Origin of the sequence: Vibrio sp. UCD-FRSSP16_30, from assembly GCF_001676025.1 — a bacterium.
In the GTDB taxonomy this organism is placed as follows: Bacteria; Pseudomonadota; Gammaproteobacteria; order Enterobacterales; family Vibrionaceae; genus Vibrio.
In genome coordinates, this window is sequence record NZ_LZFW01000005.1 from 80,096 (window position 1) to 105,366 (window position 25,271).

General features: G+C 41.0%; 21 protein-coding genes. 11 read left to right on the forward strand and 10 right to left on the reverse strand.

The window, feature by feature from the left end:
• The first annotated feature begins 213 nt into the window (after window positions 1-213).
• Entirely contained in the window at window positions 214-1,935 is a 1,722-nt protein-coding gene (locus A9260_RS04590; protein ID WP_068696660.1) for an acetolactate synthase 3 large subunit, read from the forward strand.
• A gap of 1 nt (window position 1,936) precedes the next feature.
• Window positions 1,937-2,431: an acetolactate synthase small subunit gene (ilvN, locus tag A9260_RS04595; RefSeq protein ID WP_068696662.1), complete on the forward strand. Its 495-nt coding sequence runs from the start codon at window positions 1,937-1,939 to the stop codon at window positions 2,429-2,431.
• 487 nt (window positions 2,432-2,918) lie between these two features.
• Here the strand turns inward: ilvN and pykF are convergent, their stop codons facing one another.
• Window positions 2,919-4,331, reverse strand: a complete 1,413-nt coding sequence (gene pykF / locus A9260_RS04600) for a pyruvate kinase PykF (protein WP_068696664.1) — start codon at window positions 4,329-4,331, stop codon at window positions 2,919-2,921.
• A 500-nt stretch (window positions 4,332-4,831) separates the two neighbouring features.
• On the opposite strand from pykF, the gene A9260_RS04605 reads away from it, so the two are divergent.
• Window positions 4,832-5,749: a M14 family metallopeptidase gene (locus A9260_RS04605; protein WP_068696665.1), complete on the forward strand. Its 918-nt coding sequence runs from the start codon at window positions 4,832-4,834 to the stop codon at window positions 5,747-5,749.
• Between the two features lie 11 nt (window positions 5,750-5,760).
• Here the strand turns inward: A9260_RS04605 and A9260_RS04610 are convergent, their stop codons facing one another.
• The gene (locus tag A9260_RS04610; RefSeq protein ID WP_068696667.1) at window positions 5,761-7,128 is read right to left on the reverse strand and encodes an MATE family efflux transporter; all 1,368 of its coding nucleotides are present in this window, start codon (window positions 7,126-7,128) and stop codon (window positions 5,761-5,763) included.
• 94 nt (window positions 7,129-7,222) lie between these two features.
• Between A9260_RS04610 and A9260_RS04615 the strand changes: the two genes are divergently transcribed.
• Window positions 7,223-8,107, forward strand: coding sequence for a LysR family transcriptional regulator (locus A9260_RS04615; RefSeq protein WP_068696670.1), 885 nt, complete (start codon window positions 7,223-7,225; stop codon window positions 8,105-8,107).
• A gap of 212 nt (window positions 8,108-8,319) precedes the next feature.
• A complete protein-coding gene (gene focA / locus A9260_RS04620; protein ID WP_068696672.1) occupies window positions 8,320-9,171 on the forward strand; it encodes a formate transporter FocA in 852 nt (283 codons plus the stop codon).
• Window positions 9,172-9,635: 464 nt separating this feature from the next.
• On the opposite strand, the gene A9260_RS04625 is transcribed toward focA, so the two are convergent.
• Together A9260_RS04625 and A9260_RS04630 are read right to left on the reverse strand one after the other, a co-directional pair.
• Window positions 9,636-9,911, reverse strand: a complete 276-nt coding sequence (locus tag A9260_RS04625; protein WP_068696674.1) for a putative quinol monooxygenase — start codon at window positions 9,909-9,911, stop codon at window positions 9,636-9,638.
• A 354-nt stretch (window positions 9,912-10,265) separates the two neighbouring features.
• Window positions 10,266-11,438, reverse strand: coding sequence for an MFS transporter (locus tag A9260_RS04630; protein ID WP_068696676.1), 1,173 nt, complete (start codon window positions 11,436-11,438; stop codon window positions 10,266-10,268).
• A 164-nt stretch (window positions 11,439-11,602) separates the two neighbouring features.
• Here A9260_RS04630 and A9260_RS04635 point away from each other — a divergent pair, with 164 nt between their 5' ends.
• Window positions 11,603-12,523 carry a LysR family transcriptional regulator gene (locus A9260_RS04635; protein WP_068696678.1) on the forward strand — a complete coding sequence of 307 codons (921 nt, stop codon included), beginning with the start codon at window positions 11,603-11,605 and terminating at the stop codon, window positions 12,521-12,523.
• Window positions 12,524-12,583: 60 nt separating this feature from the next.
• Here the strand turns inward: A9260_RS04635 and A9260_RS04640 are convergent, their stop codons facing one another.
• From A9260_RS04640 to A9260_RS04650, 3 genes are all read right to left on the reverse strand, one after another.
• The gene (locus A9260_RS04640) at window positions 12,584-13,792 is read right to left on the reverse strand and encodes a quaternary amine ABC transporter ATP-binding protein (RefSeq protein WP_068696680.1); all 1,209 of its coding nucleotides are present in this window, start codon (window positions 13,790-13,792) and stop codon (window positions 12,584-12,586) included.
• Complete coding sequence (locus tag A9260_RS04645; RefSeq protein WP_068696682.1) at window positions 13,785-14,684, reverse strand: ABC transporter permease; 900 nt, start codon at window positions 14,682-14,684, stop codon at window positions 13,785-13,787. Before A9260_RS04645 ends, A9260_RS04640 begins: the two co-directional genes overlap by 8 nt.
• Window positions 14,685-14,749: 65 nt before the next feature.
• Window positions 14,750-15,739: an ABC transporter substrate-binding protein gene (locus A9260_RS04650; protein ID WP_068696684.1), complete on the reverse strand. Its 990-nt coding sequence runs from the start codon at window positions 15,737-15,739 to the stop codon at window positions 14,750-14,752.
• 462 nt (window positions 15,740-16,201) lie between these two features.
• On the opposite strand from A9260_RS04650, the gene A9260_RS04655 reads away from it, so the two are divergent.
• From A9260_RS04655 to A9260_RS04670, 4 genes are read left to right on the forward strand one after another with little or no spacing between them, the layout of a single operon-like run.
• The gene (locus A9260_RS04655; RefSeq protein ID WP_082957055.1) at window positions 16,202-17,077 is read left to right on the forward strand and encodes a MipA/OmpV family protein; all 876 of its coding nucleotides are present in this window, start codon (window positions 16,202-16,204) and stop codon (window positions 17,075-17,077) included.
• 8 nt (window positions 17,078-17,085) lie between these two features.
• The gene (locus tag A9260_RS04660; RefSeq protein WP_068696686.1) at window positions 17,086-17,472 is read left to right on the forward strand and encodes a DUF3019 domain-containing protein; all 387 of its coding nucleotides are present in this window, start codon (window positions 17,086-17,088) and stop codon (window positions 17,470-17,472) included.
• Window positions 17,469-18,161, forward strand: a complete 693-nt coding sequence (locus tag A9260_RS04665) for a response regulator (RefSeq protein ID WP_068696688.1) — start codon at window positions 17,469-17,471, stop codon at window positions 18,159-18,161. Before A9260_RS04660 ends, A9260_RS04665 begins: the two co-directional genes overlap by 4 nt.
• An 18-nt stretch (window positions 18,162-18,179) precedes the next feature.
• On the forward strand, window positions 18,180-19,481 hold the full coding sequence (locus A9260_RS04670) for an ATP-binding protein (protein ID WP_068696690.1): 1,302 nt from the start codon (window positions 18,180-18,182) through the stop codon (window positions 19,479-19,481).
• Window positions 19,482-19,531: 50 nt separating this feature from the next.
• Here the strand turns inward: A9260_RS04670 and A9260_RS04675 are convergent, their stop codons facing one another.
• Both A9260_RS04675 and ompV read right to left on the reverse strand, forming a co-directional pair.
• Entirely contained in the window at window positions 19,532-20,005 is a 474-nt protein-coding gene (locus A9260_RS04675; protein WP_197485247.1) for a CC0125/CC1285 family lipoprotein, read from the reverse strand.
• A 20-nt stretch (window positions 20,006-20,025) separates the two neighbouring features.
• Complete coding sequence (gene ompV, locus A9260_RS04680; protein WP_068696692.1) at window positions 20,026-20,802, reverse strand: outer membrane protein OmpV; 777 nt, start codon at window positions 20,800-20,802, stop codon at window positions 20,026-20,028.
• A gap of 635 nt (window positions 20,803-21,437) precedes the next feature.
• On the opposite strand from ompV, the gene A9260_RS04685 reads away from it, so the two are divergent.
• Window positions 21,438-23,459 (forward strand): polysaccharide lyase family 7 protein, encoded by a 2,022-nt coding sequence (locus A9260_RS04685; RefSeq protein ID WP_068696694.1) that lies wholly within the window; start codon window positions 21,438-21,440, stop codon window positions 23,457-23,459.
• 144 nt (window positions 23,460-23,603) lie between these two features.
• On the opposite strand, the gene A9260_RS04690 is transcribed toward A9260_RS04685, so the two are convergent.
• On the reverse strand, window positions 23,604-24,983 hold the full coding sequence (locus A9260_RS04690; protein ID WP_068696696.1) for a TolC family outer membrane protein: 1,380 nt from the start codon (window positions 24,981-24,983) through the stop codon (window positions 23,604-23,606).
• Window positions 24,984-25,271: the final 288 nt, after the last annotated feature.

The window sequence follows — 25,271 nt, forward strand, 5'->3', positions numbered from 1 at the left end:
TTTGTCGTGGACAGATAGTGGGCAAAAACGGTATGGTGAACGAGTTATCTATGTCAGCTATAGCTGACATAAGAACATAGTAGAATCGTTGTTGAGGTAGCACTTAGGTTACTCGACAGGGAATAAGATACTTTAGGCTACGAATAAGCCCTAGCTATGTAACCCAACGAATAAATAACCCACATTTATTCGTCGATGGTAAGGAGAAAGTTAATGGAAATGTTATCTGGCGCAGAAATAATCGTCCAGTCATTGATCGAAGAGCAAGTTGAGCAGATCTTTGGCTATCCTGGCGGTTCCGTTCTTGATATTTATGATGCCCTTCATGCAAAAACTGACCAAATAAAACACGTTTTAGTTCGCCATGAGCAAGCAGCCACACACATGGCTGATGGCTACGCACGTTCAACAGGTAAACCCGGCGTTGTATTAGTCTGTTCAGGCCCTGGCGCGACCAATACAGTAACTGGAATCGCAACCGCTTATATGGATTCAATTCCAATGATCGTGATCTCAGGAAACGTACCAAATAGTTTAATTGGTAATGATGCGTTTCAAGAGTGTGACATCGTTGGGGTGTCTCGACCAATTGTAAAACATAGTTTTTTAGTCAAGCGCGCTGAAGATATCGCTGAAACGGTTAAAAAAGCCTTTTTTATTGCCTCGACGGGTCGACCTGGTCCTGTGGTCATTGATGTGCCAAAAGACATCATGAACCCGCAAATTAAATTGCCTTATCAATACCCAGAAACTATCAAAATGCGCTCTTATAACCCAACAACGTCTGGGCATAAAGGGCAAATCAAAAAGGCATTGAAAGCGCTTCTAGAAGCGAAAAAACCAGTACTGTATGTTGGTGGTGGCGCGGTCATCTCTGAGTCTGATAAATACCTCCTAAATCTAGCTGAGAAGCTTAACTTACCTGTAGTCAGTACATTGATGGGCTTAGGTGCTTTCCCTGGTATGCATAATAACTCCTTAGGGATGTTAGGAATGCACGGCACCTATGAAGCCAATATGGCAATGCACAATGCTGATCTTATTTTTGGTGTGGGTGTTCGCTTTGATGATCGAACAACCAACAACTTAGAAAAATACTGTCCTGATGCAAAAGTCATTCATATCGATATAGATCCTTCATCAGTATCTAAAAATGTACGCGCTGATCTGCCTATTGTTGGTTCTGCGGATAAAGTATTGGAATGCATGGTGTCGTTGTTAGATAACCAAGATGCAGACAATGATAAGCAAGCAATCGATAGCTGGTGGAGCGAAATTCAAACTTGGCGTGATCGTAATTGCTTAGCTTATGACAAATCATCAGACAAAATTAAGCCACAACAAGTTATTGAAACACTGCACAAACTGACTGATGGCGATGCTTATGTTGCATCCGATGTTGGTCAGCATCAAATGTTTGCAGCGCTATATTATCCGTTCAAGCAGTCTCGTCGTTGGATTAACTCTGGCGGACTTGGCACTATGGGCTTTGGTTTACCTGCCGGTATGGGAGTTAAGTTCGCTCACCCTGAAGAAGAAGTAGTAGTGGTGACCGGAGATGGCAGTATTCAAATGAATATCCAAGAGCTTTCTACCGCTCTGCAATATGGTATCCCAGTTAAAATCATTAACTTAAACAACCGTTTCTTAGGCATGGTTAAGCAGTGGCAAGACATTATCTATGAAGGGCGTCATTCCAACTCATACATGACATCAGTTCCTGACTTTGCCGCTATTGCAGAGGCTTATGGACATGTTGGTATCCGCATATCTTCACCGGATGAGTTAGAGTCAGGGCTACAAAAAGCCCTTGATCTGAAAGATCGCTTAGTCTTTGTCGATATTAGTGTTGATGAAACAGAGCACGTCTACCCAATGCAGGTTAAAGGTGAAGGCATGGATAGTATGTGGTTAAGCAAGACGGAGAGAACTTAATATGAGACATATCATTTCGTTACTAATGGAAAACCAACCTGGCTCACTGTCTCGCGTTGTCGGTTTGTTTTCTCAACGTGGTTATAACATTGAGTCTTTAACGGTTTCTCCAACTGACGATGAAACCCTTTCTCGTCTAAATATCACAACAGAAACTAATGAATTACAACTTGAGCAAATTCAAAAACAGTTGCATAAGCTGATTGATGTGCTCAAGGTTCAAGAGGTCACCGAGTCTGATTATATTGAGCGTGAGCTGATGATGGTGAAGTTAAAAGCCTCTGGATTTGCTCGTGCAGAAGTAAAGCGAACGGCTGACATTTTCCGCGGACAAATTGTCGATGTCACGGCATCTCAATATACCGTTCAACTAGCGGGTACCAGCGATAAATTAGATGCCTTTATCAAAGCTGTTTCTGAGCTTACTGACGTAATTGAAGTAGCTCGAAGCGGTGTTGTGGGTATTGCACGCGGTGAAAGAGCATTGAAAGCTTAGTTTTAATTTAAGCATTACAGGTTATCGAACATGCTCTCATAAAGTATAAAGTCTGATTAACCTTATGAAATAACAATGTTTATATTAGTTTTACTAAAACCATCTCTATACAGAGGTGGTTTTTTATTGGCTAAAAATTAGAGCTAGAACAAAAAGTCATACAAATAGCATTGATTGAATGTTTTTTGAACGATAAAATACACTTTGTGGAATAATACAGTATCGCAGAGTAAGAGAGAGGGACTTCCTCCTTCGTGATCAGATTGAGGCGAAGTATGTTTAAAAATACATTTATAAGATTAATTGTTGGTGGTTTGCTTGTTATGGCAATGACGCTAAATACCATTTATTTTTTGCCATTGGTGTTACTGATGAATACGCATCGCCGAGAGCTTTTTTCTTACTAGAATCTGTTTTATCACAAATATTAGACATAAAAAAAGAGAGCCWTAWGGCTCTCTTTTTTGTATCTGAACTGAGCTATAAATTATAGAACGTGTACAGATGCAGTGTTAGTAGTACCTGAAGCAACTAGTGCACCAGAAACCATAACTACGATGTCGCCTTTCTTACCAAAACCAGCTTCAAGAACGTATTCTTTACCGTTTTTGTAGAATTCATCAGTGTTGTTGATTGATTCAACAAGAACTGGACGAACACCTTTAGTAAGAACTAGTTGTGCAGCTGTTTTAGCATTAGTAGTAAGAGCTACGATGCTTGCTGTTGGGAAGTACTTACGTACTGAACGTGCAGACTTGCCGCCTTCAGTAGCAACAATGATAAGTGGAGCTGCAAGTTTTTCAGCAGTATCAACCGCGCCTTTACATACTGCTTCAGTGATGCGTAGACGAGGGCTATCTAGGCGAGAACCTAGTTCAGCTTTAAGTGCGCCGTCAGTACGGTTAGCAATTTGAGCCATGATAGTTACAGCTTCAACTGGGTACTTACCTTTAGCAGTTTCACCAGAAAGCATTACTGCATCAGTACCATCCATGATTGCGTTTGCAACGTCACCCGCTTCTGCGCGAGTTGGACGTGGGTTTTGAATCATAGAATCAAGCATTTGAGTTGCAGTGATAACCATCTTACGAGCACGGTTACATTTCTCAATCATCATCTTCTGAGCGAAGATTACTTCTTCAGCTGGGATTTCAACACCTAGATCGCCACGAGCAACCATGATGCCGTCAGAAGCTTCAAGAATAGCGTCAAAGTTATCAACACCTTCTTGGTTCTCAATTTTAGAGATGATGTGGATGTTTTCGCCGCCGTTAGCGTTTAGAAGCTCACGGATTTCTTTAACGTCTTCTTCTTTACGGATGAAAGAAGCAGCAACGAAATCAACGCCTTGCTCACAACCAAATTTAAGGTCAGCTTTATCTTTTTCAGAAAGAGCAGGAAGCTGAACAGAAACGCCAGGAAGGTTAACACCTTTGTTTTCGCCTAGTGCACCGTTGTTAAGAACTTTACACTTAACTTCAGTTGCAGTAGTAGCAAGAACTTCCATCTCGATTAGACCGTCGTCTACTAGGATAGTGTTACCAGCAGTTAGGTCATTTGCGAAACCAAGGTAAGTTACAGCAACGATGTCTTTGTTACCCACTACAGATGCGTCTGTAGTGAAAGTGAATTCTTGACCAGCAACTAGATCAACGTCATTGCCGTCTTCTAGTTTGATTGTACGGATTTCTGGACCTTTAGTGTCTAGAAGGATAGCAAGTTGCTTACCTACAGTAGACATAACTTCACGGAAGTTAACGATACGGCCAGCGTGCTCTTCAAAGTTACCGTGAGAGAAGTTCAGGCGCATTACGTTCATGCCTGCATTTACAAGTTCAGTTAGCTTCTCTACAGATTCAGTTTTAGGGCCAATCGTACATACGATTTTGGTCTTTTTCATGGAAAATACTCTCCGGTAAGTATTGCATAAGTTCAAATAGGATACTGGCGGCTATATTACTTCATTTGTAATTAAATTACAAAAATTACCGAGTCTTTATGACTTTAGGTTCATTTGATTTTAATACGCTGCCTTGGCGATTAATTATACAGAAAAAGGCATTACTTGAGCCTATTTCGTATTCTTTTTCGCCGAATTTACCATTGCAGAACGAATAAGGGCATTTCCCAATCAGTCTGCACTGGTGAAAATTTTGTAATAAAGTTTCTTTATGGCGTCGGATTCTAACACCGAAATAGTTCAAGTTCACGGTTTAGAATTGTCTTAGAACAAGGTTTTAGCGCAAAAGAATTATTTTTAACAATGAAATAATTATATAAGGCGAAAACTAGCCCAATTATGTATTTTGCAAGGCGTCAATTTTGTGCAATTACGGATTAATCTCATTTTGCAGAGTATGGTAATCTATTTTAAATCTTCTTTTATAACGGAATCAGAGCATGTCGCAGACTCATTTTTACTCAATAGGCACGCCAGGACAAAAGTGGACACAGCAACAAGTCCAGCAATGGTGTGATAGCCGTGAAATTCAGCGCTCTTATAATCAAGAGGTTGTTAGCAAGATGGAATCTATTGCTTCTGATTTTGAAAAAATCAAATACGGTGAATTGGATTATCCGACAGGCCCATACCCGCTATTTGGATTTAAATCAAAGCAGTGGAGTGATAAAAAACCAACCGTGCTAGTGACTGGCGGTGTGCATGGCTATGAAACCAGTGGTGTGCAAGGCGCTCTTTTATTTTTAGAGGAAAAAGCGGCGCAGTATCTTAGCCACTTTAATTTGATAGTTGCGCCTTGCGTGTCCCCATGGGGCTATGAAGTGATTAATCGATGGAACCCAAAAGCTGTCGACCCAAACCGCTCATTTATCGAAAATAGCCCCGCTCCGGAAGCGGCAATGGTTATGCAGTTTGTTCAAGATCTCAACGTTGAAATACTTGCTCATATTGATTTACATGAAACGACTGATAGTGATGAAGATGAGTTTCGCCCTGCATTAGCGGCTCGCGATGGCTTGGAATATTGTAAAGGTTCGATTCCTGATGGTTTTTATACCGTAGGTGATACAGAGAACCCTTGTGAAGAGATGCAAGCTGCCATTATTGCCTCCGTTGCAAAAGTGACCCACATTGCCCCAGCTGATCCTGACGGTACGATCATCGGCTCTGAGGTTGTGCAACATGGCGTCATTAATTATCCATTAGAAGCATTAGGCTTGTGTGCTGGATTTAGTAAAGCCAAATATACCACGACTACGGAAGTGTACCCTGATAGTACTAAAGCAACTGCCGAAGAGTGTAATCAAGCACAAGTTGCCGCGATTGTGGGCATGTTAGATTATTTGAAGGCGCTTTAATCAGCATGGAATCAAGAAGAGGTTACGAGTGACTTGGTCATCGTAATCTCTTTATTCATTAATGCCGTTACATCTTTGTATAGCATTGGTAGCACGATAATCGTTAGTACAATATTAGACATAGGAACGGCCAACCAAACACCATTGACTCCAAGCCATTGAGGTACAAAGAACAAAAATGGTATTTGCACCACCATATTACCTATCGAAACAAAGATCGCCTTGCCTGCTTTACCCACCGACATGAAATAAACCGATGCTAAAAACAGAACACCATCAAGGAACAGTGCACTTGTATGAAGGCGCATTCCTAAAGTGGTGGTTGCCATTAATTGTGTATTTGAGTCCGAAAACCACGAAATGAAAAACTCTGGAAATAGGTTAAGCAGTGCCACAGTGACAAGCCCTGAAATTAACACAACTTTAAGGGCTAACAGCAAGGTACCTTTAATTCGATGGTATCGTCTTTCACCAAAATCATAGCTGATGGGAGGCTGCATCCCTGAAGCAATGCCTTCGGCAAAAAGGTAATACAGAGTCGCGATATAGCCAATAATAGCAAAAGCACCAACATGAATTTCACTGCCATATTCCATTAATAAACGGTTATGCAGTGCGACAACAAATGAAAAATAAGCAAACATCAACATACTTGATGCGCCTAGCTGACAGGTACGAATGGTTTTATTGATATTAAGGGAAAGTCCGGTTAGTCGAATCTCTGCTTTGTTTGACAAAAAATAAGCAAAGCCAAGCATAATTACAATTAGTTGTGATAGCGCTGTAGCAATAGCTGCGCCCTGTAGTCCTTGTTCAAGAATGCCAAGATAAAGGTAATCAAGTGCAATATTGAGCACCGCGCCAATAATGGTCAATACTGTCGCAATTTTGGGGCTGTTGTCATTTCGGACTAGCATAGGAATAGCGGCAGAAAATATTGCTGCAGGAGCGCTATAGACAAAGACCTTGATGTAGTCGTAGCCATGGATAAGAGAATCGCCGCTAGCGCCTTGCAATAGTAATAAATCACGCCCCCATAGAGCAACAATAGGCATGGATATTAAAGAAAACAGAATGCAAAGTCCGATGGCTGCTTGTAAAACACTCGAGGCTTTATCTAGCTGTTTCTCCCCTCGATACATAGAGATAAGACTGCCTGCCCCCATCCCTACTAAAATGCCAAAACCCATAATGGTCGCGATAATAGGCCAAGCCATATTGATACCAGCAAGGCCGGAATAACCCACATAATGACCCACAAAAATACCATCAATAATTTGGTATAAACCATTGATCAGCATTGCCGCTACTGAAGGAATAGCAAAGCGCCAAAATACGCGGCTTATGGATTCATTTTTCTCTATGTTGTCGGCTGTCATGTTATCGGATCAATATGAATAAAGTTGACGCTATTATCCATCTAAATGTGATATATAAAAGTTAGTTACCATCCGAAAACCGTATAGGTTATGTATGAATTGGACATTGGACCAACTGTCAGCATTTGTCTTTTCGGCTCAATTAGGTTCTTTTTCGGCTGCTGCTCGCAAGCTTGGAAAGGCGCAATCTAGAGTCAGTACAGCTGTGGCAAACCTAGAAGCAGATCTGGGATTTGAGCTCTTTGATCGTTCAAGAAAACTGCCTGAACTAACTCCCCTGGGAAAAGAAATATTAATTGAAGCAAAAGGTGTGCTCGAGCAAGCTCAACGCTTGCAATCTCGAGCATTAAGTGTCGCTAAAGACGAAGAAATTGAGCTTGTTTTAGCGGTAGATGAAGCGATACAAGCTATGGCATTTGCTCCTATTTTTGTCTCCCTTGGAGAGACGTTCCCTAATTTAAAATTAACGATTATTAATGGCTCACGAGAGGATATTTCGTCTTATGTAGAGCAGGGGAAAGCTGATCTTGGTGTATTGTTTAAATCTCGCCAAATAAATGAAGAGTTGGAATTTACCTCCATAGGGCAATATCGTTTGCATCTCATTGCTGGACTTAATCATCCACTCACACAACATAATGCGCCCTCTATCACCGATCTTCAGCAGTTTCGGCAGTTAGTGATATGTGATCGAAACGGGCAGGGAAGAGACGAACCTCTAGGGACACATCATTGGTACATCGATAGTTATTATGTAATTGGCGATCTAGTTGGAAATGGAATGGGCTGGGCATTGATCCCTGAACATATAGCAACAGCTCAATGGTACAAAGATAGCTTGGTTCAGTTATCAACTACGAACCTCCCCGTTAGCTTAACGTCTGATATTGGATTGGTTCGCCGCCGAGATAGCGGTGTTGGGGTTGTTTCACAATGGTTACATAACTCATTGAAAAATATCCTTATAGAACCACTGTAATTTTACAATACTTAGGTATAGAACGGTCTACTTCTATTTGTATGATTAATTAAAATAATCGATTTAACTATTTGTGTGACAATTTGATGCTTAATGGTTTTGTGATCTGTGACGTGTCGTGAATGTAAAGTTGCATTTTTGTGTCTGTTATCTTTGCGTGATTGAGCGTAGATTCTGCGTTCAATTTTTCAATTAGTCGATGAAGTAACTTTATGGCAGATCTTACCCCGAACTCTTTTGAGTCCTTTCTTCCCCCACAAATGGCTGAACGAGCGGCTGAAATAGGCGAAGGTAAAGTCAATAAGAATCAATTCAAATCGTTTCTACTGGCGGTCGCCGCAGGTATGCATATCGGTATTGCTTTTGTTTTTTATACTGTTGTTACAACGGGCGCGGCTGATATGCCTTATGGCATGGCTAAGTTGATGGGTGGATTGGCATTCAGTCTTGGCTTGATATTGGTCGTGATTACTGGCGGAGAGCTATTTACTAGTAGCGTGCTAACGCTAGTGGCAAAAGCCACTGGACGTGTGTCATGGAAGGCACTTTTTAAGAACTGGGCTGTGGTTTATGTTGGTAACTTTGTCGGTGCATCGCTACTGATCATTATTATGATGATTACTAAAGAGTATATGAGTGATGGTGGCTTAATGGGCTTAAATGCTATGGCCATTTCTCAACACAAACTGCACCATACATTTTGGCAAGCCGTTGCTTTAGGCTTGATGTGTAATCTGCTGGTTTGCTTGGCAATTTGGATGACATTTAGTGCCCGCTCACTGACAGATAAAGTAGTTATTTTGATCCTACCTGTTGCAATGTTTGTCGCTTCTGGTTTTGAGCATAGCATTGCAAATATGTTCCAAGTTCCAATGGCGATTGCAATTAAGACTTTTGCTCCAGCAGAGTTTTGGCAAATGACAGGCGCTAATATTGCGGATTATGCCGACCTTAACGTGGTTGATTTTATTGTAAATAATTTAATTCCGGTCACTATGGGTAACATTATTGGTGGCGGATTATTTGTTGGAATTTACTTTTGGATGATTTACTTAAAAGAATAATGTCTAGATATTTCAGCATAAAAAAAGAAGCCAATTAGGCAAGCTATTACGCTTTCGTGTTGATCAATAGCTAGCCAGAAATGATCAAAGCCTCCAATATACTGGATGTATACGCAGTGTATTGGAGGCTTTCATGAGACAAAAATCTGTCCAGAGCAAATCTCAACCAAGAGTTCCCCGTGAGTCGCACGGTATCAATGTGAACTAATGTAGTAACACTACCTGCCAAAACTTCAACATACCTACCAGCAACATACGTTCTGACCCGAACTACCGAATCAGTGGAACTAAGCGCAACGGTTCTTCTCTGCTTTGCAAGAAATGTAATAGCTACATGACGATTAAAAGTAACCAAGCTATCTATGAGGAAGTAGAGCGAGCCAGATACCTAACTGAAAGAGCGCAAGTCATTAGGCAGGATGAGGCTGTTGAAATTAGAAAGATCCTCTACACCTAGAGTTCAGTTAATCAAAAATCTCGTAGTGTCGCTCAACATTGGCTGTAACTTGCCCCCAGTATGATTTCTTTACTCTAATCTGATGTTTATCGAAGGCTTCCCTATCGGTGAACTCTTCATAAACGTCAAATCTGTTTGGATTACCCTTGTTTTTGGTGACTTCAAATACCAAACAGCCGTCTTCTTCAAGTGTAAGCTTGGTGTGTGTTGGCAGTTCTTGCTCAACTGTTTGTAAATCATCACTCGATACTACGATGAAGCCCTTAAGTATGATTTTGGACATTTGCACTCCTTGCAATGGCGATTCAGTTAGTGTGAGCATAAATAAAAAGGGGATGTTTTACCATCCCCTAAATTCATCAACACAAAAGCGTAATAGCTTGCCAATTAGGCTTCTTTTTTTATTTTAGGCTGTTACTCAATAATAGTGTTAGGGCGAACGCATGAGTGAACACTTATCGACCAATCATGTACATCATCTCCACAAGACGCCGTGAAATCATCCTTGATGGCTTCATTGTGGCATCCATGCCACAAATCCATGCAATAAAGGCTTGCTCCTATAATGCACATGATTTTGTTCAAATAACGTTCGTGATCTCACCCTGATAATAGTGTCAGCAGTTATTTACTGCTGCTACTTGCTACTTTGCATTAGCTTTTCAGCTTTGTTGGCTTTCATAATAAAGAGCAAGCCAATCAATGGAACAACAATAGCAGTGTAAGGAATCATGCTAGCACCTAACTGTCCATCGAGTACCATTCCGCCAAGGAATCCACCAAAAGCATTGGCAAGGTTAAAGGCTGAAATATTGGCCGTTGCTGCTAGTTCTTGTCCGTCACCACCGTGGTTCATTACGCGAAGTTGCATTGCTGGAACGTTAGCAAATGAAGCGATACCAAAGATAAATAGTGCACCGACAAATAATACTTTGTTGTCAGTAACCAAGCCGACCAGCACTAATGATGCAATCATTGCGATAGCCCAAAATAGAGAGGCTTTAGATAAGCTTTTATCTGAAGAGCGACCACCTAAGGTGTTACCTATGATTAGGCCAAGACCCACTAAGACTAAAATCCAAGTAACAGCATCTTGTCCAAAACCCGTCACGTGCATTGCGATAGGAGCAATGTAACCATACAAAGTCATGAAGCCTGACCATGCAAAAGCGGTAATCGCTAAGCTGATTAGAAGCATTGGGTTTTTAAATGCAAGAAGCTGTGTTTTGATGCTTTTTGCTTCGCCGTGTCCAGAAGAATGGATAGCAAGCATAATAAAGATAAGAGCAACTGCGCCAAAAGCAGCAACAGTGAAGAAAGTATTGCTCCAACCAAAGGTTAAGCTAATCCATGTCCCCGCCGGTACACCGAGAACGTTGGCTAGAGTTAAACCTGCGAACATTTGTCCTACCGCGCGACCTGCCATTTTTTCAGAGACTAAGTTAGTGGCTACAACGGCACCAATACCGTAGAAAGGACCTTGTACTAGGCCTGCAATTACGCGACTTGCTAATAACAAAGAGTAGCTAGGAGCGAGAGCAGAAAGAACGTTACCTATAATGAAAAGCCCCATTAGGCCAATCAATACATTCTTTTTATTAAACTTAGCAAGGTAGATGGTCAAAATTGGACCACCGATAACAATCGCTAGAGCATAAGCACTGATGAGGTAACCTGCCTGACCTTCAGTGATGGATAGTGAGGTTGCGATTTGCGGCAGAATACCAGCAATAACAAATTCAGCCGTACCGATAGCAAACGCAGCTAGCGTTAATATCCATACTTGTAGGGGCATTTTTTCTTGGTTCATCAGTATTCCAACGGTGTAAATTATCTATGTCGTTATTATGACTGTTATAAATATTTTGATAATTACCTATAATATGAATACATTATTTACTTGTGATTAATAATCCTAATGTTGTGAACAAATTCTACGTGCAATTTAATGAATGAACCTTTTGAGTAAGTGGTATGGATAAGTTTTCTGATATGGCGATGTTCGCCACTATAGTGAAGTTAAAGACAATGGCAGGAGCGGCCCGTGAGCTTGGTGTTTCTGCGGCCTCTATTACCAATCGCTTACGCGCCCTTGAAGATCGCTACGGCGTAAAACTGCTAAATAGAACCACAAGGCATATATCATTAACTGATTCGGGCGAAACCTATTATCGCTCGTGCATTGATATTCTTGAAAGTGTTTATGATGTAGAGCAGTTACTTACGAAAGGGGCTCGGGCCACACAAGGGCCAATTAAAATCGTTGCGCCTAAAGATATAGGCAAGCAGGTTATTTTACCTATATTGACCGAGTTTACCTCGTTATACCCAGAAGTGACGCCTCACATTTATTTAAATGATCACGTCTATAATATTGCCGAAAGTGAAGTGGATATTATTATTCGTTATGGAGAGCTATACGATAGTAATGTTATCTCTAGGCGATTAGGTCGCAGTGAAAGGGTGCTGTGTACTTCACCTGATTACTTAAAGGAACACGGTGCACCTAAAGCGCTTAATGATTTAATCACACATAAAACATTAGTTATGCTCAGCTCTCAAGAAGAGCTGAAAACTTGGTACTTTAGAAAAGGTGAAAAGCTAGAGTCGGTAACCGTATCGCCTGCATACCTGTCCGATGATGGTGAAATTATTAAGCAGTTGGCTGTGGATGGATTGGGCATTGCCATGAAGTCTCGACTCGATATTCAGCAGGAGATTCAGCAAGGCAGTTTAGTGACACTATTTGATGAATATATAAAAAACTTTAATTCGGCTACCGCTGATAGCAGTTCGGACTTAAAGGTTTATTATTTAGATAAAAGACATCAGCCTAAGCGTATTCGTCTCTTTTTAGATTTTCTTTATCAAAAATTTGCAGAGCTAGATGGTTAAAACCCGACAACTATGAATAACAAGGTGTCGGGTTTATGTCAGCTAATACTAAGAGATAAATTAGCTCACTTTCGCTTCTGTTTTCTCTTCTTTATCTGAGAAAATATCAGCAACTTTATCTCTTTCTAGCGTGCCTTCAAGTTCGCCATCTTCATTGATTACCGGTAACGAGTAATCAGAAGATATGGCCTCGGTAAGCACCTCTTCAATAGCAGATTCAGATGAAATGGTCGGTACATCTTCATACAAACACGGCTCAATGTTATCAATCGCATCATCTTGAGAAGCTTCTTGTAGTGCTTCTTCGGTAATAAGACCTTGATAACCCTCGTCTGTCACATGATAACCATAATCATGCTCTGAGTTTCTCATCTGTTTTAACGCGCCTTCAATGGTGCTGGTGGTAATGCGCAAAGCTGGCTTTTGCATTACAGTCTCAACGGTTAGGGCGCGAGCACGATTGACATCTTTTACGAACGCTTCGACATAGTCTGTTGCAGGGTGAAGTAAGATCTCATCCGGCGTACCTTGCTGAACGAGCTCACCATCTTTCAAGATAGCGATTTTGTCACCAATGCGCAGTGCTTCATCCAAATCATGAGTAATAAAGATAATGGTTTTATGCAGCTTCTCTTGCAGCTCGATAAGTTGGTCTTGCATCTCACTTCTAATTAATGGATCTAGAGCTGAAAATGCTTCATCCATTAATAGAATTTCCGCATCGGTACACAACGCTCTTGCAAGGCCGACTCGTTGCTGCTGACCACCAGAGAGTTGCGATGGATATTGTTCTTCGTAGCCTTTTAAGCCAACCGTCTCTATCCACTGCGTGGCAGTTTGTATGCGCTTAGATTTCTCAATGCCTTGAATTTCCAAGCCATAAGCAACGTTATCAATTACTTTTCGATGAGGAAGCAGTCCAAAGCGTTGGAATACCATCGACATTTTATGGCGACGAAACTGCTCAAGCTCTTTCGCTGCAAATTTCATTACATCGACACCATCAACTTCTATTTGCCCTTCACTTGGGTCAATAAGACGGTTGAAGTGACGAATCAATGTTGATTTTCCTGAGCCAGATAAGCCCATAATAACGAATATCTCACCATTATGAATATCAAGATTGATGTCTTTTAAACCCACGGTATGACCGGTTTTTGCCAGTACCTCATCCTTACTTAGTCCCTGTTTAACCATCGGTAATACCGACTCTGGTTTAGGGCCAAATATTTTATAAAGACCAGAGATTTTGATTAGAGGCTTAGTCATGTCTTAAATCTCCTAGGTGAGCTTGAGTTCGTTTTGCGTAGGCTTGAGTGGAGCGGTCAATCAAAATAGCCAATACCACAATCGCTAATCCGTTGAGCAGACCGAGTGTGAAGTATTGATTGGTAATCGATCTAAGAACAGGCTGACCTAAGCCTTTAACACCAATCATAGAAGCAATAACCACCATCGATAGCGCCATCATTACCGTCTGGTTAATACCAGCCATAATGGTTGGCATAGCTAAAGGCAGCTGTACGCCAAACAAGCGTTGACTGCGACTTGCGCCAAAAGCGGTGGCCGCTTCCATCACTTCTTTGTCTACTAAGCGAATGCCAAGGTTTGTTAAGCGAATTACAGGCGGAATTGCGTAAATTACTACGGCAATAAGCCCGGGGATTTTACCTATGCCTAATAGCATGACCACGGGAATTAAATACACAAAGGCGGGCATGGTTTGCATGATGTCGAGAATAGGAGTGACAACACTTTGGATGCGATTAGATCGCGCCATGGCAATACCAATAGGGATACCGACAATAATGGCCAGTGCGGTACATACGGTAATGATACTTAGCGTTCGCATCGTATCTTCCCACATTCCTAGATAACCAATAAATAGAAGTGCGATTACACCGCCGACAGTCAGTTTTACAGAGTGACTGGCGATATAAATCAGTGCGCTAATGACCGCGAGTACGACAAACCAAGGGGTGGCAAGCAAAAGCTTTTCAAACCACACCAAGAAAGTAAGAAGGGGATCAAATAGGGATTCGATGAAGTCGCCATATTCTCTCGAAAAATCTTTGTAAGCACCGTCCAATGTTTTGCGAATAGTACGCATTGTTGAACGGTCGATTTCCGGAAAACTGGACAACCAACTGCTATCGAACATATACATTCCTTTATATAATAAAAAGGGTAACCCGAGTTACCCTTTGTTTTGGTTTATGTATGAATTTACAGGTTAGCGGTTATTTTCTTAGCGACTTCAGGAGAAACCCACTGCTTCCAAATTTCAGGAGAGGTTTCAAGGAAGTGATACATGGTATCTTCAGAGCTTGCTTGCTCGTCTTCCATCCAGGCTAGTAGCTTGTTCATGTCTGCGTTGGTAAAACCACGCTTAGCAAGGTATTCCATAGCTTGTGGGTTGTTATTCGCAAAATCTTTTACGACAACCGTGTTTACTGGCGATGGTGGATACATAGAAACGGTTGGGTTTTCACAACCTTCAACAGCGATACAGCTAGTAAATGCTTCTTCATCGACACCACTACCAAAATCAACTTTAACCATTTCGTATTTACCTAGCACAGCCGTTGGTGCCCAGTAATAACCAAACCAACCTTCTTTGCGCTCATAGGCTTTAGCGATAGAGCCAGATAGACCTGCGCTTGAGCCAGAATCGATGAGTTCAAAGCCGGCTTCTTCAAGTTTGAGTGCTTCAAATAAGTGACCACCAGAGATTTGACATCCCCAACCAGCAGGACAGCCGTAGAAACCAGAGACCGAAGGATCTTCTGGGTGCTTGAATAGTTTCGCGTGTTTTTTGACGCCTTCAATTGTTGCCAATTCTGGGTATTGTTTTACCAAGTAAGATGGAACCCAAAATCCTTCTTCACCACCATCGACAAGTGCGTTACCAGCGTAAGCGAGTCGACCTTCTTCAACGCCTTTTTCTATAGCGTCTTTTACTGAGTTAGTCCAAAGCTCTGGTGCAATATCAGGCTGTCCTTTCTCAATCATAGAGGTGGCCGTTGGCATGGTATCGCCTGGGGTAAGTTGTGCATCACAGCCATAGCCATGTTTTAGAACAAATTGGTCAATATTGGCGATAACACTGGCTGAGTTCCAGTTCATATCGGCGATAGTCACGGTACCGCATTCGTTGGCGTGAACATGGGTTGAAACACTTGCAATTACAGCCAGTGAGGCTAGCTTCCACTTCATAATAAATCCTTTATATATGCGCTTGTTTCCATAAAGAATACATTATATCTATTGGTTATTATACCCCTGCGCCTTTAGAACGAAAAAATCGGAATACTAAAATCAGAAAAAATCGAGTCGTTTACAATGCAAATTAAAAGCAGAGTTAAAGTTGATTTCAATCAAGCTCACTTGGTTAAAATGCTTTATTTATCAACGGCTTGAGCTGTGTTGCTGGTGGCGGTATATGTAAGGCTAAAATATTGATTAGTTAAAAGTGACTTTGATTAATTATTAATTTTTTAAAAACCATACAAATGATGCAGTGGGAGCGGGCTTAACTACTGTAGTGAGGGCACTATTGACCGATAGAATATAATCAGCATTAATTGGATAAAATAGACTCATGTTAGTGCGTAAGTCATAATGGTTTTATCTGTAAGAAAATCATATATAAACATACCAGTGGGGCCTCATCTTGCTATGAAGTTTGACCTATTAAGTCGATTGCACCGTTTTGCTCGCTTGCCATTAATAGCGCTTGGATTCAGCAGTCTTTTTCTGTCGGCATCAGCCTTTGCTACGGATATATCAAATGATGTTGGTGGTCGCCATGAAGATGGTGGATATTTTGAAATTGGTGGCAGTTTACTGGTGACCAATCAAATTGATATTCGTGAAACAGAGCATAAAGATATTAGCCCATTACTGCTTCTTAGTGGTGTGTATCAATATAAAGGGGCTTTTGTCGAAATGGTTCACCTATCCCAAGATGGGGTGAATTTGGGGTACAATTTTTGGAACTCAGAGCATTGGTCTATTGATTTTCTTGCTGCAAATATTACAGGCGTGTGGAAAAAATCGGATGATGATGTCGATCTTAGCCAGTTAAATGAAGAACAACGCGATGCTTATTTAATGGGTGATGAGGATTATTTTATAGGCGCAGGACTAAGAGCAACTCGTTATTGGGGTGATAATTATGTCTTTCAACTTCGCGCGGTAAGCGATTATAAAGACAATATGGGTTTCCAAAGTACGGCACGGCTAGGTAAATCTTGGCAGGTGAAAAATTGGGACTTACACGCATTAGGTAGCGTTATATATTCGTCGAGTAAACTGGTGCGAAATGTCTATGGCGTAAGCAGTGAAGAGGCAACAACTCAGTTTCATCAATATGAACCAGATGATGCCTTTAGCTACAGCTTTGAGCTAGGAGCGGCTTACCCAATTAGTCAGAACGTGGTTTTTCGTTCAACCTACCGCATAACCGCACTCTCCGATGAGATTACAGATAGCCCATTTAGCCAAGCTGATTACAATTCGTTATTTAACGTTTCAGTCAGCTATGTGTTCTAGGTGGCATCATGAATAAAATATTATGCTGTCTGTTATTACTGATTATTAAACCTAGTTTTGCCTTTGCAAAAGATGCCTTAATTGAATTTACGGCAACCCCTAAGCAATGTGTTGCGTTGCACAAAGGACAGGACTGTTATCAAAACGTCACTTTTCAGTGGAAAACGCCCGACGAAGGTCGATATTGTCTGCTGCAACATGATAGTAAAAAAACAGTTACTTGCTGGAGTGGGCATGTTGTACAGCAATTTGAATATAGCTTTAAAGGCAGCAAAACCACGAAGTTTATTTTAATCGATCAAAGTACAACCGATCTATTAGCTGAAGTAAAAGTGGAAGTAACCTGGGTATACAAAGCACCTAAGCAGTCTCAGTCAGGGTGGAGATTATTTTGACCAATAAACAGCACATATTAGTTGTCGAAGACGATACGTCATTAGCAGAATGGATTGGTGACTACTTACTGGATCATGATTATAGCGTGACAGTGGCAAGCCAAGGTGACTTTGCCCTAGAGATGATAGAAGAAGAAACTCCCGATCTTGTTTTATTGGATGTCATGTTGCCAGTGAAAAATGGTTTTGATGTGTGCAAAGAGGCAAGGGAGTTTTACTTCGGTCCAATACTCTTTATGACTGCCTGTGTTGAAGATGGTGATGAAATACGAGGTTTGGAAGTTGGGGCCGATGACTATCTAACTAAGCCGATTCGCCCCAAGGTCATGCTGGCACATATTAAAGCATTACTGCGCCGCTCTACTGATGAAAAACCTAAACAAGTACTGCAATTTGGTTCTTTAGTCCTTAATGCGACGGCTAAATCAGTCATGATTGATTCACATACCTTAGATCTTAATGCTAACGAATTTGATGCATTTTGGGCTTTGGCCTCTCATGCAGGTTCCATTGTGGCTCGTACTGATCTGATCACAGAGTTGCGAGGCATTGAATATGATGGATTTGATCGTTCGATTGATATTCGTATCTCTCGATTAAGAAAAAAGCTACAAGAAGCGCCACAGCAGCCATATAAAATCAAAACCATTCGTGGACAGGGTTACCTTTTCTGTCGTGATGATGATTAATCAGTAAGAGTTCTGAGTATGAGAAAGTTAATTATCTCGCTGGTGGTGGTGGTTCTTGCCTCGATTGTGACACTTGGTTGGTCTATTAGTGAATATGCTAGTCAGCACGAGACTCATTCTAGTTCCGAAGTAAACCGAGAACGAATTCAAGCATTGCAATTAGCCGGTACAAAGCTTGCTCGCTCTTTGGATGATCAGCATGTTGATTTGCCACAATGGATAGACAGTTGGAATAAACACAATGATGAGCAACTGTCTTTAATCGATGAAAGCCAGTTTCCACTCCCTTCGTCTTTAAAAATTCAGTTTGAATCTGAAGGTCAGCTGTTACTTGAGTCCGATGAAGGGCTGTCCTTTAATTATCGACTGCCCGACACTGGGAAAGTACTGCATATTCAAACTCAACTAGTGCCTAATCCACAAGTCGGTCCCGATTTAAATAAGCTATATACGCTTTTATTTTATGCAGGAATTGTGCTTATTTTATTGCTGTGGGTTTCTCCATTAATAAAACAATTACTTAATTTAAGTAAAGTGACTAAATCCTTTGGCTCAGGTGAATTGCAGCAAAGAATCACTATTAATCGGTCCTCTTATATCGCCGAAATCGAAACAGAATTTAATCGAATGGCCGATCGTATTCAGCAACTTATTGACGACAACAAGCTGCTAAGCCGGGCTGTCTCCCATGACCTAAAAACACCGATTGCTCGACTGCGCTTTGGTATTGAGGCAATTGAAGAAACGGACAATGAAACATTAAGATTAAAATACTTTAGCCGTTTAAATCGTGATTTAGATGCAATGGAAGAATTAGTCTCGACCTTGCTTAATTATGCGAGATTAGATCAGGCTAATATCCAGCCTAACCTAGAGCCTATTGAGCTGAATAGTTGGCTAGAAGATAAGCTAACTAAGAGCACCCTATATTCACATGAAATTGAATTTATTCCTTATTCTCAACCATTAGTGGTGAATAGCGATCCTAAATATCTATCACTTCAGTTAGGCAATCTATTAAGTAATGCTGAGCGTTTTGGGCGTTCTAAAATTCGATTACAGCTGACGTTACAGCAAGGGGTGATTGAATTAAGTGTCGATGATGATGGTCAAGGTGTGGCAGATCAAGAAGTAGAGCAAGTGATTAAACCGTTTGTTCGTGGTCAGCAAAGCCGCGACAATGCAGGTCATGGTATGGGGCTTGCGATTGTTGATCGTATTGGAGTGTGGATGGGCTCGGAACTTTCGATTCATCGCTCTAAAGATCTTGGCGGGGCAAGTATGAGATTGAGTTTTACACCTGCCAAAGAGATAAAATAAAAGCGCCTTGTTAAAAACAAGGCGCTTAATGGTCAGTCAGAGAAATGAAATTAGTTATCTACTTTTAAATGATTAAGAATAAACTCAGTGTCATAAACTCTATTTGTCGAACTGCTCGGCTTACTGGCTAATCCCGTTACTTCAACAACGCTCGATCCTTCTCTTAAAGAAGAGGATGTGCCTATCACGAAGTCATTACTCATTGTATGACCGACACCAACTTGACCTACAGAGTCACGATTAGTCAGCTCTGTTGTGTAGGTAAAGTAAGGGTAGTTTGCTTGGTGGCAAAGCTCCGCTGACTTATACATAATGTATTTACGAAGTTTTGAGCGGTCAGTGTAGCTATTACCGACAAAACTAATCTGCCAACTATCCGATGCAATTTGGGTGGTTTCAAACCCTTTACCAAATGTCCAAAAACTCTTTTTGGTGCCGTAAGGTGTGGCGCACGCCGTAAGCATAAATGCCAATACGGTGATGAGTGATACGTTTCTAAATAATTTCATTCTCTGGCTTTTCATTATTGATTACCTTTGTCTAATTAGAATGCGTAGTTCACGCCTAGAGTGGTAGCCCATTGGTTTTGGCTATCAATCAATGGAGAATCAGCTAAGTCTTTGCTTAGGTATGAGTAGCCAGTTGCTTGAGTAATATCAAGGTGGTCAGTTACAGGAATAATTAGGTTGTAACCCACTTTATAAGCAAACGCGCCGTCTGCTTTATAGGCAGGACGACCTGCTGTTGCATCAGATTGTGAAACGCCACCGTAGTAGTTTACAAAGTCTTCACTGTAGTAGTGAACACCAGCGAAAGGTACTAGATCTGCAAAGCCTAAGTTCATTGGGTGGTAATAAGTGATGTCTGATTGGAAGCCTTCGTATGCGCCAGTCACATCTTGTTGGAATTTACCAGAAAGAGTGCCTTGACCAAGGTGTACATCAGCACTTAAACCTAGGTCACCACTAGGGTTACGGTCTTTCATTCCTTTTAGAATAGTCGCATCATCCGCATCAAAACCTGGGTTTAGAACGGCGTAAACACCCATGTTAAGAACATCGTCGTTGTTACCTAGGAAACGATAGTTAACACCGGTTAGGTCAGCGTTAAAGTCTTCACCGTGGTAACCGCCGTTAAGGTAAGCACTAACTTGATGTTTTTGGCCTTTATAGAATTTGCTGGCAGTAACTAGACCGCCACCGACGAATGCTTGTCCTTGGTGAGAGTAAACATTACCGTTGCGAATGTATGTGTTACCTGCATCTGCTAGAGCTGATTGTGAAAGTAAAAGTGCCGCAGCAACTAAACATAATTTTTTCATAATAAAACCTTTTTTCTGTCTCAAACTTCAATGAGGTCACTATAAGTGAATACAGCAAAGAACTTTGTAACCGAATGTATCCTGAGTATTCCTTATCAAATACTCACAGGTTTTATGTTTTTATCTTTAATTGAACGTTTAACGGGTGAGTTGTATTTAATTACGCTTTAGTTCGAGATCTCATTAATAAGATAACTGTTACCTTTGTGTACATAAATTAATGTTAAGTGACACCTTTCCCCTTGATTGTATATTGACCATCTATTTTACCGATTCAATTTGAATGCATCATAGCTCGTGTGATCTAAAGCGGGTTATTGCGTGTTTTATCAGAACTTTATGTTTTTTATCAGCATGTTCGAAGCTTTTAAGCAGAGCTTTAAAGTGTGATCTGCTTGTGTGCAATATTAAAATGTTGCTGTTTCGTGTCATTTTTATTGTGATAAGCATCTTAGTTCTTATTTTAAGGTTGCTTTTTTGTTGCGAAGTGGTCGCTTCTGGTCAATTCTAATTCCTACAGAAAATGAACTTGTATTATAAGAATATAAACATCATGAGTCTGTTTGATAGGGATTGAAGGTTGTTGAGTCGTAAAAAATCTTCATGAGATAATAATCTTTAGGGATATCATTATTATGATACTTAAGACAAAACGTAACTATATTGCAGCTGTTGTTGCTGCCGCTTTATCTGTTGGAACATTACCTGCTGTTCATGCCGCAACTGTTTCGATTGAAAACTCAAGTTTTGAAAGTAGTTTTGATGGATGGGCTGACACTGATCCTTCTGCCATTTCTGGAGACGCTAACACAGGTTCAGCATCAGCAAAGATCACAGGTTCTGCTGGTAAAGTTGAGCAGGTGTTATCCGTTGATGCAAATACTACTTATTTATTAAGTGCTTATATTAAAGGTTCGGGTGAAATCGGCGTAGATGTTGCTGGAGAAACATACAGCAGCACTGGTGGCGGTGACGACTTTGAAGAGGTCACTCTTTCATTCAATTCAGGCTCAGCAACATCAGTTACTATCTATGGTGGCTATAATGGCGACGAAGGTCGCTTCGATGATTTCACTTTAGTAAGCTCAGATTCTGATGCCGACTCAGGCGCTGGTGATGATTCTGGTTCAGGATCTGATGGCGATTCAGGCTCTGGTGATGATTCGGGTTCTGATGCAGATTCTGGTGATACAGGCGCTGTGGGCAGTTGTTCTACAAGCAATGAATTGACCATTGTTGACGGATTTGATGACGGTACCAATGACGGTCATGGTCCAGAAAATGCGTACGATAATAATACAACTGATGACTCTCGCTGGTCTTCAAACGGTGTTGGCAAGTCGATTACATTTGATTTAGGTGCTGAAGCATCGGTTACTGATGTTGCTATTCAGTGGTACAAAGGTAATCAGCGTAGTTCTTACTTCGAAATTGATACATCAACAGATAACAGCACTTGGACAAATGTATTAGCTGGTGGCATTTCATCGGGTGCAGACTCAAGTTATGAAGATATCGATGTCGAAGACAGTGATGCACGTTATGTACGTATTACGGGCTCTGGTAACTCTGCAGGCTCTAGCTGGAACAGTATCATCGAAACACAAGTTTATGGTTGTGATGGTACAGAAGATGATTCTGACACAGGTGGCGGTGACGACTCTGGCTCTGGTGAAGGTGACTCAGGTTCAGGCGATGATTCGGGTACCGGTGGCGGCGATTCAGGTTCAGGTGATGATGTAGTTGTAGGTAGCTGTAACATTGACATGTCTATCTGGGGTTACACGGTTGGTGACGGCGTATCAATGAACGACGTTGAAGACATTCAAGACTTAGTTGATAACAAAACACTGGGTGCTGACGGCGAAGAAGAAATTACATTTGAAAATGGTTGTGTAACCTTCCAAGTTGCTAACGAAGCAGGCAGTTCAGGTGGCTCAAGCTACCCACGTTCTGAGCTACGTGAACTTATCACACGATACACTGATGGCGGCGATGCAAACGTTACTGGTTTAACTAAAAATAACTGGGTAACAAGTGAAGCATCATCATCGAACCAAGATAAAGTTGGTGGTGTTGATGGCAACATGAAAGCTACGCTAGTTGTTAATACCGTATCGGTTGATGCTGATAGTGAAGATCAAATTGGTCGTATCATCGTTGGTCAAATCCACGGTGAAGATCATGAGCCAGTGAAAATCTACTACCGTAAACTGCCTGAGCATGACAAAGGTTCGGTATTCTTTACTGTAGATGATTCAAGTGGCGACCCAGGTGACCGTATCAACATTATTGGTTTCACGGATAAGAATGATACTGACCAAGACGCAAGTGGTGACCCAGTTGAACCAGAAAATGGTATTGCACTAGGCGATGAGTGGAGCTACGAGATTGACCTAACAGGTGACCAACTAAAAGTTACTGTATGGCATGACGGCTACACTTATACTACTGCCGATTCAATTGCTTATACTAAAACTCGTTCTAAGCAGTTAATTAATAACTCAACAGATACAGACGCTATTACAATTGATGACTTCTACTCCTCTGATTATATGTACTTCAAAGCAGGTCTATATAATCAAAACAAATCAGGAACAGAGTCTCCAGCATACGCTTCTGTAACATTCACAGTTATTGATGTTACTCATGACTAATTAAGTTGATAACTTAATACCTTTAAAGCAGCCTTCGGGCTGCTTTTTTAGTTTAACTCTAAAGATGATTTATCCCTTTAGATAAATTGAGAATAGATAGCGGAGGTATGTTGTTGGACTCTACCTCCTTATAAAAACCTTAGCCTACGATTGTTTATTACCCACAGTGTGCTGAGGTTTTGTTAATCCTTGATTGATATCTAAAATATCCTGCTCTGTAAGAGAGCCTGTAACGAGTTTGACATGCAGGCCACTGAGGATGTAGTCGTAACGAGCATTCGCCAAGTTGCGTTCAGCTTCAAATACTCGACGATTCGAGTTGAGGACGTCCACTATAGTACGTGTTCCAACTTTGAATCCAGCCAAGGTTGCTTTAAGTGCGGCATGAGCTGATTCAATATAATGCTCGTATGCTTTTAAAGTGCCATAGGCTGCATTCACATTATTATGGTATGCACGAATTTCACTATCTACGGTACGGTACTCACCTTCTAGCTTTTTACTAGATGCGACGAAATCAGCCTCGGCTTGCTCTGATTTGGCGGTCGTTTTACCACCAGAATAGATGGGTACTGTTAACGTTAATCCGGCATTTAATTCATTGCCATGCGAGTGGTCAATACTGGATCGTCCCCAAGCATTTTTGTAGTCTTCATTGCCGTAGGAAGCATTGAGATTGAGAGAAGGGAGATGTTTAGACTGATTGGCTGCAATGTTGTCTTTGGCTACATCTTTTTCTATACGGGCCGCAAGTAATTCTAGATTTTGCTTATGAGCTTTTTGAACCAATTCTTCTTCACTAGCCGTAGAGCGTGCTGCTGAAAAACGCTTAAGATTAAGAGTGTCGATATCTTGATATTTTTCATCAGTGATTTGGCGTAGTTTCTCATAGCTATTGATTAGACTATTTTCAGCAATCACTTCTTCTGCAACAACACCATCATATTGTGCTTCGGCATCGTGTATGTCTGCATTGGCAGATAACCCTGCTCGGTGTCTTTTCTTTACCTGATCAAGTTGATTTGCAACGGCTTGTTTTTCTTGACGCACAGATTCCAATTTATCTTGAGCACGCAAAACGGCGAAATAGGCATCAGTGGTGCGATATATTAAGTCTTGTTGGGAAGCGGCATAGACAGCATCGGCTTGACGGGCTTGTTTTTCAGCTATGGCAAGATTGACCCAACTAGAGCGTTGATATAACTCTTGTTCTAGAACAAGGCGCGCACTCGTCGTGTAACCTTCTTCGTAGTCTTGAACAGGATGATTGCCATTTGTATATTCTCCACCCTGGTGATCTTGAACCAAAGCTTCAGCTTTACCAACTAAATTAATTTGAGGAAGTAAGGGGGAACGTTGTGCGTCTACATTAGAAAAAGCAGCATCACGCTGTGCTTTTGTTGTTTGTAACTTAATGTCTTTTTGTTTAGCTTGGTTATAGACTTCAGATAAGTTTGTTGCTTGAGTAATGCTTGAGGTAGAGAGGAAGAACAGTCCGATCAATATTGCTAATGGTTTTTTCATAATATTCGTTCAAGATTTCATAATCTAAATAATAGTAATTATTAAGCAGGTTGACGCGCCTGTTCTTTTAAATACTCATAAACATTAGATTAGACATATGATAGCCAACAACAAATTATGCTAATAAGTTTATAAAAACAAATGCTATAAAATATTGATTAATCTGGTATTTTGTATTACTTAATGCCAGTATGCATAACGTGCTGGGGTTGATTTACGCACTGAAAAATAAAGGTTTTTGTATCAAGCGCTTGTGTATTTATCATACAGTAAGACAGTTCAATTTAG